We start from the raw sequence: 18,378 nt of genomic DNA, 5'->3' as shown, positions 1-18,378 counted from the left end.
TATCATTTAACTACTAAACTCTTAATTGGAGGCGAACATGAATACCAATCGAGAAATATTATTCCATTTACACCATTGTCGTGGCATAGGGATAAGAGGAATGAAAAAGCTGCTGACCAGTTCCAATCTTCCGTCCATTTTTAACCTTTCCTCCACAACCCTTCAAAACATTCTCCAAACCACTGCCGCGAATACTGAAATCTTCTTTAAAGACCTTCACAGCTTCCCATCAGCAAAATATATGAAAATTTATAGCGAAAATAATATCAAATGGATTACCATCCTTGATGATGAATACCCCTTTCTATTAAAAAATGTATACGATCCACCTCTGATCTTCTTTTATATAGGTAATAAAAATCTTCTCCAAGCCTCCAAAAAACTTGCCATAATTGGGTCAAGAAAATCCACACTTTATACAACCAAAATCCTCCAGGAATTGATTCCAAAACTTGTAGAAAAACAAGTAATCATTATTAGTGGTTTGGCGAAAGGGGCAGATACAATCGCTCACACACTAACGATTGATAACGGAGGTGGAACAATTGGAGTTCTGGGTGGAGGTTTTAACCACATCTATCCGAAACAAAATGCCCCATTAGCAAAAAAGATGAAGGAAGAACAACTTCTTATATCTGAATACCCTCCATATGTTAAACCAGAGAAGTGGCATTTCCCATTTAGAAATCGAATTATTAGTGGATTGTCAAATGCAGTATTCATAACAGAAGCAGAGAAGAAAAGTGGAACATTTATTACAGCCGATTATGCATTGAATGAAGGAAGAGATGTGTTGTGTGTACCGGGACCTATATTTGATCACTTATCTCAAGGAACCAATGCGTTAATTCAAGAAGGGGCAAAAATGGTTTTATCAATTGAAGATATTTTTTCAGAGCTGCGTGTATAAAGTTTCACTATTTTATATAAAATCATGTAATAAAGCCCATTTTTAGCGCGAAATTGGAATTATTCCTAGTATTTTATACAAAATGGTTGCAATTATTGATAAACTGTTATACATTTTGCAACAGGTAACTAAAACTATATAAGAGATATCATTATTAATGAAAGAGTAGTACTTCGACACTGAATACAACTCCATACCTATGTGAATGTAAGTGTAAACGTTTCCTTATATTGAACGTACTTTGACAAAACAACATTCCAAGGTATCATAATAAACAGTGATTATTTTCCTCTTTAAGGAGGCTAATTGGATGGCAGATTATTTAGTAATTGTAGAATCGCCGGCAAAGGCAAAAACAATTGAACGTTATTTAGGAAAGAAATATAAAGTCCGAGCTTCGATGGGTCATGTTAGAGACCTGCCAAAAAGTCAAATGGGCGTTGATGTTGAAAATGAATTTGAACCGAAGTATATTACTATCCGTGGAAAAGGCCCCGTATTAAAAGAATTAAAAACTGCGGCCAAAAAAGTAAAGAAAATCTTTCTCGCGGCTGACCCCGACAGAGAAGGGGAGGCTATTGCTTGGCATTTAGCCCACAGTCTAGACATGGACACTGCTTCAGAATGCCGTGTAGTATTCAATGAAATTACAAAAGATGCTATAAAAGAATCTTTTAAGCATCCAAGGGCCATTAATATGGATCTAGTAGATGCTCAACAAGCCAGGAGGATTCTAGACCGATTAGTCGGATACAATATTAGTCCCCTTCTATGGAAAAAGGTAAAGAAAGGCTTAAGTGCAGGACGAGTACAATCAGTTGCTGTACGTTTGATTATTGATAGAGAAAATGAGATAAAAAGCTTTATTCCAGAAGAATATTGGTCAATAGAAGCTGAGTTTACAAAAGGAAAAGAGACATTTCAGGCATCCTTTTATGGAATAGACGGAAAGAAAGTCGAATTAAAAACCGAAGCTGATGTTAAGAATGTCCTCAGCCAAGTCAAAGGGAAAGCATTCGAAATTGATAAGGTGACAAAAAAAGAAAGAAAACGTAATCCTGCACCACCATTTACAACTTCTTCACTTCAACAAGAGGCAGCAAGAAAACTGAATTTTAGAGCCAAGAAAACGATGATGTTGGCTCAGCAATTATATGAAGGAATTGAAATGGGTAAGCAAGGAACCGTTGGTTTCATTACCTATATGAGAACGGATTCCACCCGAATTTCTGAAGTTGCAAAAAACGAAGCTAACGACTATATTCAAAACAAATACGGAAAAGAGTTCGTTAAGCAAACTGAAAGAAAAGAAAAGAAACAACAAAAATCTCAGGATGCACATGAAGCGATTCGTCCTACTAGTACTTTAAGGGATCCTTCATCAGTGAAGGAGTTTCTATCCAGAGATCAGTATCGATTATACAAATTGATTTGGGAACGATTTGTCGCTAGTGAAATGTCACCAGCAGTAATGGATACAATGAGCGTTGATATCGTAAATGGATCTGTTATGTTTAGAGCGACGGGGTCAAAGGTAAAGTTCCCGGGATTTATGAAAGTGTATGTCGAAGGATCAGACGACCAGAAGGAAGAAAAGGATAAATTTCTACCAGCACTAGTGGAAAAAGATAAAGTCAAAAGTGAATCTATTGAATCCAATCAACATTTCACACAGCCTCCTCCAAGATATACAGAAGCAAGATTAGTCAAAACCTTGGAAGAACTAGGGATAGGTAGACCATCTACTTACGCACCTACACTTGATACAATTCAACGTAGAGGATATGTTACGTTAGATAATAAAAGATTCATTCCTACTGAACTAGGGGAAATTGTTTTAGAATTAGTCAGAGAATTTTTCCCTGATATTATCGATGTAGAATTTACAGTGAATATGGAAAGAAGCCTCGATGATATTGAAGAAGGCAATGTGAAGTGGGAAAAAATCATAGAGAAATTTTACCTGGACTTTGAAAAACATTTAGAAAAAGCAGAAAATGAAATGGAAAAAATAGAAATTAGAGATGAACCAGCAGGTGAAGATTGTGAAGAGTGCGGTCATGCAATGGTTTATAAAATGGGCCGTTATGGTAAGTTCATGGCATGCAGTAATTTCCCTGACTGTCGAAATACAAAACCGATTGTGAAAGAAATTGGGGTAAAATGTCCGAAATGTGAAAAAGGAAATATCATCGAAAGAAAAAGCAAGAAAAAACGGATTTTCTATGGTTGTGATCAATACCCTGAATGTGATTTCCTATCGTGGGATAAACCGATTGAAAGACGTTGTCCAAAATGTACTGAATTACTGGTTGAGAAAAAGCTTAAAAAAGGAAACCAAATTCAATGTGTAAATTGTGATTATAAAGAAGAACCCCAAAAATAATCTATTGGCAGGGTGACACTAAAAAAAACAATTGATTGTTCGACATTGAATCTATACAATGTAACGAGGGACTGTCCCACTGGTGATTTCTCTATTGCCAACCCGGGTCAGTTCCTTTCTGTTTTCTAAAATTAAGTGCATGAATAATTCTTTTAACTTATTCAATAGGATACATATAATAAATAGCTTTGTTCAATCTTCTATAAAGGCTGGTTATTCCTAATTTTTAAGATGCAAGAGGAAGGTATGCCAGTTAAAGTGGAGATTGATCAAATCAAAACGAAATCAATGCCCCTGTCTTATTTACTATGTAAACATGTTTTCGAATTGAAACTATACAAAAAAATGATCTATCAGAAGGAGGACATCTTATATGACTGTTGTAAATGTTATTGGTGCAGGATTAGCGGGCAGCGAGGCCGCATGGCAGATTGCTAAGAGAGGAATAAAAGTAAACTTGTTTGAAATGAGACCAGTACGGCAAACCCCGGCTCATCATACAGATAAGTTTGCAGAGCTTGTTTGTAGTAATTCTCTACGAGCGAATACATTAACAAATGCCGTTGGTGTATTAAAAGAAGAGATGCGCCACTTAGATTCGGTCATCATAAGTGCAGCAGACGTTTGTGCAGTCCCAGCAGGTGGAGCATTAGCTGTTGACCGGCACGAATTTGCTGCTCATGTAACAGAGAAAGTCAAGAATCACCCTAATGTCACCGTATATCATGAAGAAGTAACGGAAATTCCAGAAGGCATCACGATTATCGCAACGGGTCCATTAACGAGTGAAGGTCTATCAGAGAAAATTAGAAAGCTGACTGGAGAAGAACACCTATATTTTTATGATGCAGCTGCACCTATTATAGAAAAAGATTCTATCGATATGGACAAGGTATACTTAAAATCACGTTATGACAAAGGTGAAGCAGCGTATTTAAATTGCCCAATGAATGAAGAGGAATTTAACACATTTTATGAAGCGCTAATTTCTGCAGAAACAGTTCCCCTTAAAGAGTTTGAAAAAGAAATATTCTTTGAAGGATGTATGCCAATTGAAGTAATGGCGGCTCGTGGGAAAAAGACAATGTTGTTCGGACCATTAAAGCCTGTTGGATTAGAAGATCCTAAAACAGGAAAACGTCCATATGCAGTTGTCCAATTAAGACAGGATGATGCAGCAGGAACCCTGTACAATATAGTTGGATTCCAAACTCATTTGAAATGGGGGCCACAAAAAGAAGTCCTTCGCTTAATTCCCGGTCTAGAAAATGCGGATATTGTTCGTTATGGTGTAATGCACCGAAATACATTTATTAATTCACCTAACGCATTAAAGGACACCTACCAATTAAAGGATCATGATCATATATTTTTTGCAGGGCAAATGACAGGTGTAGAGGGATATGTAGAATCCGCAGCCAGCGGATTAATTGCAGGAATTAATGCAGCCAAGCTAGCACAAAATGAAATACCAGTTGTGTTTCCTCATGAAACTGCAATCGGCAGTATGGCGAGATACATTACCACAGCTAATAAAAAGAACTTTCAACCTATGAATGCTAATTTTGGTCTATTTCCAGATTTACCAGTTAGATTAAAAGGGAAAAAAGAACGAAATGAAGAGCACGCTAATAGGGCGTTAGAAACAATTCAGAACTTTGTGAAAAAAGTGTAAAATTCATTGCAAGGGTTGCCAGGTTGTGTTACTATTTAGTAGCCCTTGTGAGGTGTTAACTATGATAAATCAATTAAATAAACAATTACAATCCTTTATTGAATATTTAAAAATTGAAAAGCATTATTCAACTCATACTTTTGAACAATATCGTCATGATATAGAAGAGTTCTACGTATTTATGAAAGAACAAGGTTTAGAATCATTAGAAGATGTCAATTATTTTGATGCTAGACTTTTTTTAACAAAACTACATGATAAAGGTTTAGTTAGAGCTTCGATGTCTAGAAAGGTTTCAAGCTTAAGGAGTTTTTACCGTTATTTGAACAAGGAAAAATATTTTCTTGATAATCCTTTCTCATTTGTGAATCTTCCTAAAAAAGAACAAAGATTACCAAAGTTCTTTTATGAAGAAGAGATACAAGCGTTATTAGAAGCATGTAGTGGAGATTCTTTATTAGATATACGAAATAAAGGAATATTCGAATTGTTATATGGTACTGGGATCCGTGTAAGTGAATGTTCCAACTTACAGCTAAAGGATGTAGATTTTTCTCTATCTACAATCCTTGTAAAAGGAAAAGGTAACAAGGAGAGGTATGTACCTTTTGGTAGCTTCGCTCACGATGCATTAGAAGAATACATAACAAAATCTCGACCTTTACTAATGAAAGAACAAATACATTCAACTTTATTTGTGAATCATCGTGGAGGCGCGCTCACACAAAGAGGTATTCGGTCAATTCTTAATAAAATGATCGAAAAGGCATCCTTAACAGGTAAAATACATCCCCATATGTTACGACATACTTTTGCAACTCATTTATTAAATAATGGTGCAGATTTGAGAACAGTACAAGAGCTTTTGGGACATTCCCAGTTATCATCAACTCAAGTATACACTCATGTGTCAAAGGATCATTTACGAAAAACATATTTAGCACATCATCCACGTGCTTAAGAGTTGGAGGTTTTATAATGGAACAATTCCATGCAACCACGATTTTTGCCGTTCAACATAAAGGTCAATGTGCTATGTCTGGTGATGGCCAAGTTACTTTTGGGAATACAGTTGTCATGAAGCATACTGCCAAGAAAGTAAGAAAGCTATTCAATGGAAAGGTATTAGCTGGATTTGCTGGTTCAGTAGCTGATGCTTTTACATTGTCAGAAATGTTTGAGGGCAAGCTTCAAGAATTTAATGGGAATCTTCAACGTGCTGCGGTAGAGCTTGCGAAACAGTGGCGAAGTGATAAGGTCTTGAGAAAATTAGAAGCTATGCTCATCGTAATGGATGAGACTCATCTACTACTGATCTCTGGTACAGGAGAAGTGATAGAACCAGATGATGGAATACTGGCAATTGGTTCAGGCGGGAATTATGCATTATCAGCAGGTCGAGCTTTAAAACAATTTTCTGGAGACCATTTGACAGCGAAAGAAATTGCGAAGGCCTCTTTGCAAATTGCAGCGGATATATGTGTATATACGAACAATCAAATCATTGTTGAAGAGCTTTAGTTAACAATTTATCCATCATACTTTTTTTCTCTTACAATTATAGAAAAAAGTAAGGAGTGTGCCATTTGAAGAATAAGACTGATCACTTAACCCCAAGGCAAATTGTTGAACGATTAGACCAATACATCGTTGGTCAGAAAGATGCAAAAAGAGCGGTTGCTGTTGCTCTAAGGAACCGTTATCGCCGAAGTCTTCTTTCAGATGTTTTAAAGGATGAAGTGATTCCTAAAAACATTCTAATGATGGGACCAACTGGTGTAGGTAAAACAGAGATTGCAAGGAGAATTGCAAAGCTAGTAAGGGCACCATTTGTTAAAGTGGAGGCAACAAAGTTTACTGAAGTAGGTTACGTTGGTCGTGATGTGGAATCAATGGTTCGAGATTTAGTTGAAACTTCAGTACGATTAGTTAAAGAGGAAAAGATGATTGGTGTACGTGAAAGGGCTGCGGAAAACGCCAATCGTCGACTCGTTGAACTACTTGTTCCCTCAAAGAAAAAGTCTTCTTCCTATAAAAATCCTTTTGAAATGATCTTTGGTGGAAATCAATCACCCGATTCATCACAAGAAGAAGAAGATGAAAAACGAGAAGAAATGTCTATTCATGAACAACGTAAAAGAATAGAGGAAAGACTTAAAGAAGGAAAATTAGAAGAAGAGTTTATCAACATAGAGGTTGAAGAACAGCAATCATCTATGTTTGATATGCTTCAAGGATCAGGTATGGAGCAAATGGGCATGAATATGCAGGATGCTCTTAGTAATTTCATGCCGAAGAAAAAGAAGAAGCGGAAATTAAAAGTGAAAGAAGCTAGAGTTGTGCTTACCAATGAAGAAGCTCAAAAGCTTATTGATATGGATGAGGTCACTCAAGAAGCAATTGAACGAACTGAGCAATCTGGGATTATCTTTATAGATGAAATGGATAAGATTGCTAGTAAAAGCTCCGGACAATCCTCTGCTGATGTATCTAGAGAAGGTGTTCAAAGAGATATCCTTCCTGTCGTTGAAGGTTCAACTGTTGTAACAAAATACGGTTCTGTTAAAACGGATCATGTCCTTTTTATTGCTGCAGGTGCTTTTCATATGAGCAAACCTTCCGATTTGATTCCAGAGCTACAAGGACGTTTCCCAATCAGAGTAGAGCTGCAAAAATTGTCTACTGAAGACTTTGTTCGAATATTGATTGAACCTGATAATGCGATCATTAAGCAATATATTGCATTAATGGAAACGGAAGGTATACAAATTGAATTTTCTGACGATGCTATACGTAGATTAGCTGAAATTGCATTTGAAGTAAATCAAAACACGGATAATATTGGTGCGAGAAGACTTCATACTATAATGGAGAAGCTTCTGGAAGATCTATCCTTTGAAGCGCCTGATATTACTTTAGAAACCATTCAAATAACTCCAAGTTATGTAGAAGATAAATTAGGTGCGATTTCAAAGGATAAGGATTTAAGCCAGTTTATCTTATAAGTTTCTTCATTATATAATCAGGGTAAGGATTAAGAATAGAATACACAAATAAAAATCAAATAATAGATACACTTAAGATGTAGTAGGAGGAAATGAAATGAATTTATTAGGGAAAACAAGAACGATTAATGCTATGCTGCAAAAAGCAGCGGGTAAACCAGTTAACTTTAAAGAAATGTCAGAAACATTAAGTAAGGTGATTGAGGCGAATGTCTTTGTTGTAAGTCGTCGAGGTAAGCTGTTAGGTTATGCCATCAATCAACAAATTGAAAATGAGCGAATGAAACAAATGCTTGCTGATCGTCAATTTCCAGAAGAGTATACACAAAACTTATTTAATGTTCAAGAAACATCTCCAAACCTGGATGTGAATAGTGAGTATACTGCTTTCCCTGTTGAAAACAGAGAACTATTTAAAAATGGTTTAACGACCATTGTTCCGATTATTGGTGGAGGAGATAGATTAGGTACTTTAATTCTTGCTCGATTAGAGGCTAGTTTTGAAGATGATGATCTTATTCTAGGTGAATATGGTGCAACAGTAGTAGGTATGGAGATTCTTCGTGAAAAAGCCGAAGAAATCGAAGTGGAAGCTAGAAGCAAAGCAGTTGTTCAAATGGCTATTAGTTCATTGTCATATAGTGAACTTGAAGCGATTGAGCATATCTTTGAAGAGTTAAATGGAAATGAAGGCTTATTAGTTGCTTCAAAAATCGCTGACAGAGTAGGTATTACCCGTTCAGTAATTGTGAATGCACTTCGTAAGCTTGAAAGTGCTGGAGTTATTGAATCCCGTTCATTAGGTATGAAAGGGACATATATCAAAGTTCTAAATAACAAATTCCTTATGGAATTAGATAAACTTCGTACAAATTAATTCAGTTAAAGTAGGAAAGCCACAGTCTCATATTTTGAGACTGTGGCTTTTTATTTTTCCTTATAGTTGCTGGATAATGAGGGTATTTTCTATGAATCTTTACATAAGGCTCTTTTCATAAACGTTGTGCTATTGCAAAAGCGAGTAGAGGTTGATTGCAGTGATAGTTGTTCGCGTTCTGCAATGCGTGAGTTGCGCCTCCCTTTAGGTCTACCTGTTTAGCTCCGGGTCTTAGGGCCTCGAGGACAATGGCGATTCTGCCAAAAAAGCAAAATACGCCTTTCTGACAGAATCGCCTTATGAATGAGCCTATGTACAAAGCCCCTAACTTTTCGTGAATTCCCGCAATCCCCGTAGGAGTCGAGCTTTTGCAGCAGAAAATCAACATTCTCAGCTTTAGTTTATTTCTATGGACTAATATAAATACAATATAAGCTTGAAACATCATTTTAAAACTGTGAAGTGGTGTATTTTACTTTTATTAAAGAAAGGTCGCTTCTTACGATTGTTTTTTTCACAATTAAGCTCTGTCACATATAATTTTTTTAGGTGTTGAGGAGAACTGAGTAGACTCCTGAGGAAAAACGGGCGTGGAAGCGAAGTTAAAAAGGCTAGGCCGAACACTAGCTGAAAGCTAAGTAGTTTCCCTCACGATTCCAGCACACACTGGTTGACAAAGCATTCGCTAGATTCATGTGTTTTAAAATAAAACCATTCTTAGTGAAAAAGAATTTTCTTAAAATAAGCCGAAAGGACTACCATTGCCAATCTATTGGGTATTGCTAACATTCCAATGAGTAGTACAATGAAATTACAAGAATGTTACGACTAATTTCGACATAGTTACAAAACCTTTGCATAAAATATATAGTGTAAAAATAAAGGATAAAAATAACAGAGGGAAATCTTCTCGTAGTTCTTAAATTGTAATTAAGGAAAAATATGTCACTTGTAAATCTCGTTTATTGGAAAAATATTCAGGTAGTGGTTAATAAAAGGAATTGTTACAATTAGAATTGTAATCTATTTGTAATAATAATAATGTCAGTGAAAAGAAGCGTGAATGTTTGATATATTTCATGGGAAAAATAGGTTGGTAATTGGTCAGAAAGTCACATTTTCTCCAAAATGCGACGATATTCTTAAAAAACTACTGAATATTCATAGACACTCTTTGTCCTAAACATTACAATAAATACTGTTACCTGCTAAAATTGTAAAAAATAGTAGTTACTTGTCAAAAAATGATTGAGGTGACTGAAATGAAATTATTTTCCAATACTTTCAACACATTGGAAAGAGGTTTAAATTACGCCTCATTAAATCAAAAAGTAATAGCTCAAAATATTGCAAATGTTGATACGCCCAATTACAAAGCAAAAGAAGTAGAATTCAAAACCTTACTACATAATTCAATGAATCAACTAGATGCTAAAAGGACAGATTCCAGGCATTTCACTTTTCAATCTGCTGCCCAACATCCTGCCGTCAAAACGAAAGTAAATAATCAATACAATCATAACGGAAATGGAGTAGACCTAGATCAGGAAATGTCAGAAATGGCTACCAATCAGATATATTTCAATGCCTTAACCGATCGAATCAACGGAAAGTTTAACAGTCTTCAATCTGTGATAAGAGGAGGTAAGTAAGAATGGCGATATTTTCAAGTATGAATACTACCGCATCTGCCTTAACCGCACAGCGCTTAAGAATGGATGTTATCTCTTCGAATATGGCAAACGTTGATACTACGAGAGGGGAAAAGGTAAATGGCGAATGGGTACCCTATCAGAGAAAATCAGTAGTATTTCAACCTAAAGAAGCTCGATTTTCATCCTTTCTAAATCAAGCGATGAATAGAAGCGAGGATCATTCAATAGGTAACGGTGTTGGCGTAGCTAGAATTGAAAAAGATACGGAAACACCCTATAAAATGGTGTTTGATCCAGAGCATCCAGATGCTAATGGAGATGGTTATGTACAATTGCCAAACGTAGACCCATTAAGAGAAATGGTTGATTTAATCTCGGCCACTCGTTCATATGAAGCAAATGTGACAGTTTTCAATGCGAACAAATCAATGTTAATGAAATCCTTAGAAATTGGTAAATAAGGAGAAAGGATGAACTTATGACAATTCATAATATTAGTTCGGTTAATCCTGGTGTTATTAGTCCGTCAATGTCAAAAAAAATTTCACCTTCTGAATTTCAAGAAAACTTTGGACAATTATTAAAAAAGTCCATTGAAGAAGTAAATCAAACCCAAGTTATATCAGATCAGATGACAGAAAAGCTTGTTCGAGGTGAAAATGTAGATCTTCACCAAGTAATGATTGCTTCGCAAAAGGCTAGCATTACGTTACAAACGACATTGGAAGTACGTAACAAAGTAATAGAAGCTTATCAAGAAATAATGAGAATGCCAATGTAATAGAAGCATGCAGTCGAGTACCGGGGGATTGTAATGAATGAATCGTATAAGAAATATACAGAGCAAATAAAGTCATTTTGGACAAGTAGAACCAAAAAGCAAAAGACTGGAATGGGGATTACCCTTTTAGTTTTTGTGATTTTTGTCAGCGTAGCTAGTTTTTTTGCAACAAGAACAACACTTGTTCCTTTATATAGTAATCTTTCTCCTTCTGAGACGGGCACAATAAAGGAAAATCTAGATGGAAGAGGAGTACCATCAGAAATCTCTGATGGAGGTACCACAATCTTGGTACCGAAGGAGCAAGTCGATACGTTGAAAGTTGAATTAGCAGCAGAAGGTATTCCAAACTCAGGAAGTATTGATTACTCTTTCTTCAGTCAAAATGCGGGATTCGGTATGACAGATAATGAGTTCAACGTCCTCAAGCTAGATGCAATGCAAACAGAGCTTGCTGATCTAATGAAGGGGATAGATGGTGTACAAGATGCTAAAGTAATGATTAATCTACCAAAGGAACAAGTTTTTTTAAATGATGACCTTCAACAGGCATCAGCTTCTATCGTCTTAAATACCAAACCAGGTTTTAATTTCGATCCAAAGCAAATTAAATCGCTTTATCATTTAGTATCCAAAAGTGTTCCTGATCTCCCTACTGAGAATATCGTCATCATGAATCAGTTTTTTGAGTATTTTGACCTAGAATCTCAAAATAATTCGGGTAGTGGGAATTTTGCACAACAAATGAACATCAAGAAAGAAATTGAGCGTGATATCCAGCGACAAGTTCAGAATATGTTAGGAACTTTAATTGGATTTAACAAAGTGGTTGTTTCCGTTACTACCGATATAGACTTTACCCAAGTAAATCAAGAAGTAAACGAAGTAACACCTGTTGATGAAGAAAATATTGAAGGAATTGCAGTAAGTGCCCATCGAATAACAGAAACATTCTCAGGTGAAGGGGCTAACCCCGGAGGGACACCTGGAACTCAGGATGGTAATGAGCCAACTAACAGCGGAGTGACTTATCAAAGTGGGTCTGAATCAAACGGTGATTATGAAAGAATTGAAGAGACCATTAACAATGAAGTGAACCGTATTCGTAAAGAAATTGTTGAAAGCCCTTATAAAATAAGAGATCTTGGCGTCCAGGTAATGGTTGAGCCACCGAATCCAGAAGAAGTAAACTCATTACCACAGGACAGAGTCGAAGATATACGTCAAATCCTATCTACCATTGTTAGAACATCAATTGACAAAGATGCTGCAACAGAACTAACAGATGAATCAATTCAGGATAAAGTTGTAGTTTCAGTACAACCGTTTAACGGTAAGATGGAATTCTCAAACGAATCTAAACCTGTATTACCGTGGTGGACATATGTTGTTGGGGCTATCTTATTGGTTGTAATTATATTATTAATATTCTTTATTCTTCGTTCACGTAAAAATAAAGAAGTTGAAGAGCTGGTTTACGAAGAAAAGAGAGAGCCTGCGTATATTCCGGATATTGAACCGAAGGAAGATACAGAGGGATCTATCCGCCGTAAGCAGCTGGAAAGAATGGCGAAAGAGAAACCAGAAGAATTTGCAAAATTACTACGAACTTGGTTAGCCGAGGATTAGGGGGATTAATATGGTGAGAAGAGAGAAAGAACTAACGGGAAAACAAAAAGCAGCCATCCTTCTAATCTCTCTTGGTCCTGATGTATCCGCATCAGTATACAAGCATTTAGCTGAAGAAGAAATAGAGAAATTGACCTTGGAGATCTCTGGAGTAAAAAAGGTAGAAACAGATGCAAAAGAAGATATATTGGAAGAATTTCATAATATCGCTATTGCTCAAGATTATATTTCTCAAGGTGGAATTGGTTATGCCAAAACGGTATTGGAAAAAGCACTTGGAACAGATCAAGCATCGGCTATTATTAATCGATTAACCTCTTCTTTGCAAGTTAAACCATTTGATTTTGCTAGAAGAGCTGACGCTGGTCAAATTCTAAATTTCATACAAAATGAACATCCACAAACGATAGCTCTTATACTATCTTATTTAGAGCCTCAACAAGCTGGACAAATCCTTTCAGAGCTACCACAAGAGGTTCAGGCTGATATAGCTAGGCGAATCGCCTTAATGGATGGTACTTCTCCAGAAGTAATTAGTGAAGTAGAAGCGATACTAGAAAGAAAGCTTTCTACAACAGTAACACAAGATTATTCTCAAACTGGTGGAGTTGAGGCTGTGGTAGAAGTATTAAATGGAGTAGACCGCTCCACAGAAAGAACCATCCTAGATGCTTTAGAAATACAAGATCCTGAATTAGCAGAAGAAATTAAAAAGAGGATGTTTGTGTTCGAAGATATTGTTACATTAGATGGTCGATCAATTCAACGAGTGATTCGCGATTGTGAAAATGAAGACCTACTTCTATCCTTAAAAGTCTCAAGTGACGAAGTGAAAGAAGTTGTCTTTAAAAATATGTCAAACCGTATGGTAGAGAGTCTAAAGGAAGAAATGGAATTTATGGGGCCTGTTAGATTACGTGATGTAGAAGAAGCACAATCTCGAATCGTTGCTGTCATAAGACGATTAGAGGATTCAGGTGAAATTATCATAGCCCGTGGTGGGGGAGACGATATTATTGTCTAGAATTATTAAATCTTCTATAACTCAAACTTCAGAAAGAAAAGGCAAGTTAATTTCTCTCAAACAAGTATCCTCCAAACATTCAAACCTTCCTGAAGAGGAAGGTAAAGAACCAATGGAGAATTCCGTTGAACTCAACAGACTATTAGAAGAAGCAGAGCAAAAGGCAGCGAATCTGGTAGATGATGCAGCTATTCAATTAAAGAAAGCACAGGAACAAATTGAGCTTGAAAGGGAAAGATGGGTAATTGAGAGAGAGCAACTCATGCAAGAAGCTTACAATGCTGGTTTTCAACAAGGAGAACAGGAAGGGAAGAGAAAAGGATATCAAGATTATTCCGCTCATCTTCAACAAGCGAATGATATTACAGAGGTTAACAAACAGCAATATTACTCTTATATTGAAAATGCAGAAAAAGTCATTCTTTCTTTAGGTGTAGCTTGTGCAGAAAAAATTATCAACCAGAAAATTGTAGATGAACCTGAAAACTTTATTTCTATTATAAAACGTAGTTTAAAGGAAGTAAGGGATTTACCTGAAATCCAAATCCATGTGCACCCAAGTAGGCATCAACTTCTTAACGAAAACAAAGATGAACTGGAAGTGGTTTTCCCCTCAAATGTTCAATGCTATATTTATGCGAATGATGAACTTGGACGAGATGAATGTTATATCGAAACGAGTCAAGGAAGAATTATGGTCAGTGTAGACATTCAACTAAAGGAATTAAAACAAAAACTTCTTGAAATTTTGCTAGGTGATGAAGAATGAGAGCGGTTGATTTAATCCAATATATCCCTTCCATTCCTACTTTTAAAAAATACGGAAAAGTTAAAAGAGTTGTTGGACTAATGATTGAATCTCAAGGTCCAGAAAGTTCTGTCGGAGAGGTTTGTCATATTCACCTTGTCAGTCGCGGAAAACCGAAAGTTATTCTTGCCGAAGTAGTTGGCTTTAATGGAGAGCTGGTCATTCTCATGCCCTATACAAATATGCATGATATTGCTCCTGGCAGTTTAGTAGAAGCCACTTCAAAACCTCTAAAGGTTAAAATTGGTTCTTCCTTAATAGGTAAGGTTATTGATTCTTTAGGAAGACCATTTGACGGTAGTGAATTACCAAGGGGTTTAAACACAACATATACAGAGCAGGATCCTCCTAACCCTTTGTCACGACCTCCAATTGACGAACCAATGGAAGTTGGAGTGAAAGCAATTGATAGCATGTTGACTGTTGGAAAGGGTCAACGTGTAGGGATATTTGCAGGAAGTGGTGTCGGGAAGAGTACGTTACTTGGAATGATTGCACGAAACACCAAAGCCGATATTAATGTCATTGCCCTCATTGGTGAGCGGGGAAGAGAAGTCCGGGAATTTATAGAAAGGGACTTGGGAGAAGAAGGTTTAAAACGCACAATCGTTGTTGCTGCAACTTCTGACCAACCTGCTTTAATGAGAATTAAAGGCGCTTTTACAGCCACAGCGATTGCAGAATATTTCCGTGACAAAGGAATGAATGTCATGCTCATGATGGATTCTGCTACTCGTGTAGCAATGGCTCAAAGGGAAATTGGATTAGCAGTTGGTGAACCGCCTACAACGAAAGGCTATACCCCTTCTGTATTTGCCATTTTGCCAAAATTACTAGAAAGAACCGGGACGAATCTACATGGAAGTATCACAGCATTTTACACTGTATTAGTAGACGGTGACGACTTAAACGAACCGATCTCTGATACGGTCAGAGGGATACTTGATGGTCACATTGTACTGGATAGAGAAATTGCAAACCGAGGTCAATTCCCAGCTATCAATATACTTAAAAGCGTCAGTCGATTAATGAATCATCTTGCATCTCCTCAGCATCTACAAGCGTCAACTAGAATTAGGGAGTTATTAAGTACCTATATGAATTCTGAGGATCTAATTCAAATCGGAGCATATAAAAAGGGTACATCAAAAGAAATCGATGAAGCAATTGTCTACTATCCGAAAATATTATCTTTTTTAAAACAAGGAGTTTACGAGCAAGTAACCCAAGCCACAAGTGTGAATGAACTGATAAGACTATCAGAAAAAGGTGATGGGAGAGAATGAGCTATCAGTATAGGTTCCAACGAATCCTGACTTTAAAAGAAAAAGAAAAAAATGAAGTTCATGAAATGTACAAAGGTTCGATAGTGAAGTTTGAACAAGCAGCTGAAAAACTTTACAAGTTTTTAAAAAAGAAAGAGGATCTTGAAAGTTACCAGGCTCAAAAACTTCAATCGGGGTTTTCTGTGCAAGACATACGCCATCATCAACAATTTATTACTAACATAGAAAAAAGCATCACATACTACCAAGATCTTGTTATACAGGCAAGAAACCGGATGAATTGGTATGAAGAAAAATTGGTTGATATGAATGTCGAAGTAAAGAAATATGAAAAAATGAAAGTGAAAGATTTTTCTCGATTCCTTCAAGAGCGAAAAAAGGACGAGAGTAAGCAGCTGGATGAAGTTTCGGTTGCTCAATATTTGAATCGAGGAATTAGGTGATTTCATGGCAAAGGGGCTAGAACAAGGGAAAGAAGGAAAATCATACAATCGTTTTCAGTCAGTACTATTTATCGTGTTTATCCCTCTTTTGTTCGCAATAACTATCGGTTTAGTTGTCATGACAGTTGCAGGAATAAACGTATTTGAAAAGGCACAGTCTATCAGTTCGGACATTCCTTTATTATCAAAGGTAATTCCCTCTGATACCAAGGAGAATGTTGATCAATTAGAAGATCGTCTTATATCACTTCAAGCTTCAATTGAAGATAAAGAAGCAAAAATTCTACAACTGCAAAGTGAAATAGATCGTAAAGAGACAGACAATGAACAACTGCAAGCGACCATTGAGCAACAAAAAAATGAATTAGAGGAATTAAGACAGATAGGGGAAGAAAACAAAAGAGCCTTTAAAGAGGTAGTGAGTACATTTGAATCCATGTCTGCAAAGAGTGCTGCCCCTGTTTTAATGAATATGGAAGACGAAGATGCCATAAAAATTCTCTCAAGCATCAAGCCAGATACACTGGGAGATATATTAGAAAAGATGCCTCCTGCCGATGCTGCAATGTATACAGAGTTACTTTCTACTGATGAAGAATAAGACATTTAAGTTGAAAGGGGGTGAAAAAAGTGGAAATGGGAATGACGTCAATACAAAGTATAAACACGGCCTTAGGTTCTGTTAATAATAACAATGGAACGAAGGGAGTTAACGGTGGGTTTTCTAAGCATCTATTAGGTATGGTATCAAATCAAACATATGAAAATACGAATGAAACCAAAGAAAGTTCCATAGCCTCACTACTTTCTCTAAGTACTATTATAGGAGCAAAAGAGCTAGAGGAATTAGGTTTAACCGAAGACCAAATTCTTTCCCTTACTGAATTAGAGGGAGTAAATATTGAAGATATTGCTAGCATTCTAGAGATAGACCTATCGACAATTGAGAAGGCTTTTGCACAACTTAAAGAACGAGTTTTAGGCATTGAAGAACAGAACCATACAGCGTTAGGTGAGTTAGATAAAATCGATATTCATGACATCATTGTTGGTACCCTTCAGTTATTACAATCGTACATCTCAAAAAATTCTAAGGAATTAAAGGGGAATAATGGGATTGAAGAGAGTGTAAAGTTGGCAAAAGTGATTGAACTTTTATCTAACAAAAAGGATTTGCATATTATTGATGCACACAAAGCATCTGAAACGAAAGAAATGCTACGAATCGTACAAGGTAAAGTAGAAAGTTCATTGGTTAATTTGATGAGCGGATCAAAAGAGTGGTCTCCTGTGTTAAAGGAAGCATTCCAGCGACAAATATCAACACCATCTAGTGTACAAAGTCATCCAAATGAAGAAACGATTAAAGATCAGAAAGTGACTGGAAATGTTCAAGGGAACACGTTTCATTTTACTCTTCCAAAAACCGAGCAATTTTCAATATCATTACAATCATCTTCAAGGTCCATTCAATATGAACAATTTGTTAAAGAATTTCAGAATGTCTTAAGTAAATCACAAATGGTCTCTCAACCCAATATGAGTAAGTTGCTCATCAAGCTCTATCCAGAGAGATTAGGTTCTTTGAGAATAGAACTCCTTCAACAAAATGGTGTCATGACTGCGAAGATCTTAGCATCATCCACTACAGCTAAAGAGCTTTTAGATTCTCAACTGCATGCCTTGAAACAAGCATTTTCTTCACAAAATTTACAAGTCGAGAAGATTGAGATATCACAAGCTTTAACTGATGCAGAACGTCAAAGTAAAGGACAGTCACAGCAACAATCTTCTCAGCAAAACAATAGGAATAATCAACAAGAAGCTTCGGAACATCATAATGAAAAGGATTCAGAATCATTTAAGGAATTTCTTATAAACAGTGAGGTTTAGGTGATC

Annotated in this window: 17 protein-coding genes; all 17 read left to right on the top strand. The window is 36.4% G+C overall.

What is annotated here, in order from left to right; translation table 11 throughout:
• Positions 1 to 37: 37 nt before the first annotated feature.
• Positions 38 to 910 (top strand): DNA-processing protein DprA, encoded by an 873-nt coding sequence (gene dprA / locus IQI_RS16540; RefSeq protein ID WP_064093724.1) that lies wholly within the window; start codon positions 38 to 40, stop codon positions 908 to 910.
• Positions 911 to 1,220: 310 nt separating this feature from the next.
• Entirely contained in the window at positions 1,221 to 3,296 is a 2,076-nt protein-coding gene (gene topA / locus IQI_RS16535) for a type I DNA topoisomerase (protein WP_064093723.1), read from the top strand.
• A gap of 373 nt (positions 3,297 to 3,669) precedes the next feature.
• On the top strand, positions 3,670 to 4,971 hold the full coding sequence (trmFO, locus tag IQI_RS16530) for an FADH(2)-oxidizing methylenetetrahydrofolate--tRNA-(uracil(54)-C(5))-methyltransferase TrmFO (RefSeq protein WP_064093722.1): 1,302 nt from the start codon (positions 3,670 to 3,672) through the stop codon (positions 4,969 to 4,971).
• A gap of 61 nt (positions 4,972 to 5,032) precedes the next feature.
• A complete protein-coding gene (gene xerC, locus IQI_RS16525; protein WP_064093721.1) occupies positions 5,033 to 5,932 on the top strand; it encodes a tyrosine recombinase XerC in 900 nt (299 codons plus the stop codon).
• Between the two features lie 17 nt (positions 5,933 to 5,949).
• Positions 5,950 to 6,492, top strand: a complete 543-nt coding sequence (hslV, locus tag IQI_RS16520; protein ID WP_064093720.1) for an ATP-dependent protease subunit HslV — start codon at positions 5,950 to 5,952, stop codon at positions 6,490 to 6,492.
• A 65-nt stretch (positions 6,493 to 6,557) separates the two neighbouring features.
• Positions 6,558 to 7,976, top strand: coding sequence for an HslU--HslV peptidase ATPase subunit (hslU, locus tag IQI_RS16515; protein WP_064093719.1), 1,419 nt, complete (start codon positions 6,558 to 6,560; stop codon positions 7,974 to 7,976).
• Between the two features lie 97 nt (positions 7,977 to 8,073).
• Positions 8,074 to 8,853, top strand: a complete 780-nt coding sequence (gene codY, locus IQI_RS16510; protein ID WP_064093718.1) for a GTP-sensing pleiotropic transcriptional regulator CodY — start codon at positions 8,074 to 8,076, stop codon at positions 8,851 to 8,853.
• Positions 8,854 to 10,115: 1,262 nt separating this feature from the next.
• The gene (flgB, locus tag IQI_RS16505; protein WP_064093717.1) at positions 10,116 to 10,505 is read left to right on the top strand and encodes a flagellar basal body rod protein FlgB; all 390 of its coding nucleotides are present in this window, start codon (positions 10,116 to 10,118) and stop codon (positions 10,503 to 10,505) included.
• Between the two features lie 2 nt (positions 10,506 to 10,507).
• The gene (flgC, locus tag IQI_RS16500; RefSeq protein WP_064093716.1) at positions 10,508 to 10,969 is read left to right on the top strand and encodes a flagellar basal body rod protein FlgC; all 462 of its coding nucleotides are present in this window, start codon (positions 10,508 to 10,510) and stop codon (positions 10,967 to 10,969) included.
• Positions 10,970 to 10,986: 17 nt separating this feature from the next.
• The gene (gene fliE / locus IQI_RS16495; RefSeq protein ID WP_064093715.1) at positions 10,987 to 11,289 is read left to right on the top strand and encodes a flagellar hook-basal body complex protein FliE; all 303 of its coding nucleotides are present in this window, start codon (positions 10,987 to 10,989) and stop codon (positions 11,287 to 11,289) included.
• Positions 11,290 to 11,322: 33 nt separating this feature from the next.
• Positions 11,323 to 12,918, top strand: coding sequence for a flagellar basal-body MS-ring/collar protein FliF (fliF, locus tag IQI_RS16490; RefSeq protein WP_064093714.1), 1,596 nt, complete (start codon positions 11,323 to 11,325; stop codon positions 12,916 to 12,918).
• Between the two features lie 10 nt (positions 12,919 to 12,928).
• Entirely contained in the window at positions 12,929 to 13,942 is a 1,014-nt protein-coding gene (fliG, locus tag IQI_RS16485) for a flagellar motor switch protein FliG (protein WP_064093713.1), read from the top strand.
• Positions 13,935 to 14,711, top strand: a complete 777-nt coding sequence (fliH, locus tag IQI_RS16480; RefSeq protein WP_064093712.1) for a flagellar assembly protein FliH — start codon at positions 13,935 to 13,937, stop codon at positions 14,709 to 14,711. Before fliG ends, fliH begins: the two co-directional genes overlap by 8 nt.
• The gene (fliI, locus tag IQI_RS16475; RefSeq protein ID WP_064093711.1) at positions 14,708 to 16,036 is read left to right on the top strand and encodes a flagellar protein export ATPase FliI; all 1,329 of its coding nucleotides are present in this window, start codon (positions 14,708 to 14,710) and stop codon (positions 16,034 to 16,036) included. Before fliH ends, fliI begins: the two co-directional genes overlap by 4 nt.
• Positions 16,033 to 16,479 (top strand): flagellar export protein FliJ, encoded by a 447-nt coding sequence (gene fliJ, locus IQI_RS16470; protein WP_064093710.1) that lies wholly within the window; start codon positions 16,033 to 16,035, stop codon positions 16,477 to 16,479. Before fliI ends, fliJ begins: the two co-directional genes overlap by 4 nt.
• Before the next feature lie 4 nt (positions 16,480 to 16,483).
• The gene (locus IQI_RS16465) at positions 16,484 to 17,080 is read left to right on the top strand and encodes a MotE family protein (protein ID WP_064093709.1); all 597 of its coding nucleotides are present in this window, start codon (positions 16,484 to 16,486) and stop codon (positions 17,078 to 17,080) included.
• Positions 17,081 to 17,115: 35 nt separating this feature from the next.
• Positions 17,116 to 18,372 (top strand): flagellar hook-length control protein FliK, encoded by a 1,257-nt coding sequence (locus IQI_RS16460; RefSeq protein ID WP_231893451.1) that lies wholly within the window; start codon positions 17,116 to 17,118, stop codon positions 18,370 to 18,372.
• Positions 18,373 to 18,378 lie beyond the last annotated feature (6 nt).

Origin of the sequence: Rossellomorea aquimaris TF-12, from assembly GCF_001648555.1 — a bacterium.
Lineage (GTDB): Bacteria > Bacillota > Bacilli > Bacillales > Bacillaceae_B > Rossellomorea > Rossellomorea aquimaris.
This window is presented reverse-complemented; position numbering and strand designations above follow the sequence as displayed.

Excerpts from the sequence above, each read along its gene's own strand:
- dprA (WP_064093724.1), top strand. The coding sequence starts at position 38 with ATGAATACCAATCGAGAAATATTATTCCATTTACACCATTGTCGTGGC.
- topA (WP_064093723.1), top strand. The coding sequence starts at position 1,221 with ATGGCAGATTATTTAGTAATTGTAGAATCGCCGGCAAAGGCAAAAACA.
- trmFO (WP_064093722.1), top strand. The coding sequence starts at position 3,670 with ATGACTGTTGTAAATGTTATTGGTGCAGGATTAGCGGGCAGCGAGGCC.
- xerC (WP_064093721.1), top strand. The coding sequence starts at position 5,033 with ATGATAAATCAATTAAATAAACAATTACAATCCTTTATTGAATATTTA.
- hslV (WP_064093720.1), top strand. The coding sequence starts at position 5,950 with ATGGAACAATTCCATGCAACCACGATTTTTGCCGTTCAACATAAAGGT.
- codY (WP_064093718.1), top strand. The coding sequence starts at position 8,074 with ATGAATTTATTAGGGAAAACAAGAACGATTAATGCTATGCTGCAAAAA.
- flgB (WP_064093717.1), top strand. The coding sequence starts at position 10,116 with ATGAAATTATTTTCCAATACTTTCAACACATTGGAAAGAGGTTTAAAT.
- flgC (WP_064093716.1), top strand. The coding sequence starts at position 10,508 with ATGGCGATATTTTCAAGTATGAATACTACCGCATCTGCCTTAACCGCA.
- fliE (WP_064093715.1), top strand. The coding sequence starts at position 10,987 with ATGACAATTCATAATATTAGTTCGGTTAATCCTGGTGTTATTAGTCCG.
- fliF (WP_064093714.1), top strand. The coding sequence starts at position 11,323 with ATGAATGAATCGTATAAGAAATATACAGAGCAAATAAAGTCATTTTGG.
- fliG (WP_064093713.1), top strand. The coding sequence starts at position 12,929 with ATGGTGAGAAGAGAGAAAGAACTAACGGGAAAACAAAAAGCAGCCATC.
- fliI (WP_064093711.1), top strand. The coding sequence starts at position 14,708 with ATGAGAGCGGTTGATTTAATCCAATATATCCCTTCCATTCCTACTTTT.
- fliJ (WP_064093710.1), top strand. The coding sequence starts at position 16,033 with ATGAGCTATCAGTATAGGTTCCAACGAATCCTGACTTTAAAAGAAAAA.
- IQI_RS16465 (WP_064093709.1), top strand. The coding sequence starts at position 16,484 with ATGGCAAAGGGGCTAGAACAAGGGAAAGAAGGAAAATCATACAATCGT.
- IQI_RS16460 (WP_231893451.1), top strand. The coding sequence starts at position 17,116 with ATGGGAATGACGTCAATACAAAGTATAAACACGGCCTTAGGTTCTGTT.